Below are 301 nucleotides of genomic sequence, written 5' to 3' on the forward strand. Positions count from 1 at the left end.
AATTGAACAAACGTTAAGTAGTAATAAAAATATAATCATGAAAGATGGAGCTATTTATAAGATCTGTCGCGCGATTTTACCAAATGCAACTAAGATTCATATTGATGGACATGGTGCAAAGATTACAGCAGACGACACATTTTCATATGTTCAGAATACTTGCTATGGATTCTTCCAATTCCAAGTCAACGCAAAAAATCTAACAGAATTTATTGTGAAAAATTTAGATATTGATATTAAGACAAATGGAATATTATACGGTGAACGTATAGCTGAAGATGAACGTTCTTGTCCCACTTTT

General features: G+C 31.6%; 1 protein-coding gene. It reads left to right on the top strand.

The window, feature by feature from the left end:
* A partial coding sequence (locus tag ABFY71_RS18800; protein WP_347947393.1) for a hypothetical protein occupies nt 1-301 on the top strand: 301 nt, incomplete at both ends.

The organism is Devosia alba (assembly GCF_039938915.1).
GTDB lineage: Bacteria > Pseudomonadota > Alphaproteobacteria > Rhizobiales > Devosiaceae > Devosia > Devosia alba.